General features: G+C 75.5%; 1 protein-coding gene. It reads right to left on the bottom strand.

The features are described 5' to 3' along the window. Positions 1 to 82 precede the first annotated feature (82 nt). On the bottom strand, positions 83 to 698 hold a 616-nt coding region (locus D588_RS25570), incomplete at its 5' end, for a glycosyltransferase family 4 protein (protein WP_017917194.1).

Below are 698 nucleotides of genomic sequence, written 5' to 3'. Positions count from 1 at the left end.
TGGCGGCGCACGTCGCAAGCCGCTGCCACGACAAGACACGAGGCCGCCTTAAAGGCGAAGCGCCGGCACGCCGCGCTGCGCGTCAACCGTTCTGCGCCGCGCGCCGCTCATCGGTGCTGCGCGGTGCGCACAGGCGCTGGTACAGCGCGGTGAAGCCGCGCACGCTGCAGTCGGCGTCCTCGCGCACGGCCCGGCATTGCGCCGCCCAGGCCAGGCGCAGGCGCAGGTCGTCGTCGCTGAGCACCTGGCGCAGCGCATCGGCCAGCCCGGCCCAGTCGCCCACGGGCACCGCCAGCGCCGCCGACGGCGCCCACTCCTGCAGATGCCCGACCGCGGTGCCCACGGTCGGCACGCCGGCCACCGCCGCTTCCAGCAATACCAGCGGCCCGGCCTCGTGCTGCGACGACAACACCAGCAGATCCGCCGCCTCCACCAGCGGCCGCAGGTCGCGCTGGGTCTTGAAGCCGAGGAAGCGCACGCGCGCGCTCAAGCCCAGGGTGGCGACCAGGCGCTGCATCGCGCCGTCGAGGGTGTCCACGCCGACCAGGTCGATGCGGAAGTCGACCCCGGCGCGGGCCAGCGCAGCGAGTGCGTGCAACAGGGTCGTCTGGTCCTTCACCGGATTGAGGCTGGCCACGTGCAGCAGCCGCGCCGGGCCCTCCCCGCGCGGGCGCGGCGGGCGCGGCGGCCAGGCGCGC

Source organism: Xanthomonas sp. SHU 308 (genome assembly GCF_000364645.1).
Taxonomy (GTDB): Bacteria; Pseudomonadota; Gammaproteobacteria; order Xanthomonadales; family Xanthomonadaceae; genus Xanthomonas_A; species Xanthomonas_A sontii.
Note: the sequence above shows the minus strand (reverse complement) of the source record. Positions and strands in the feature narration are given on the sequence as shown.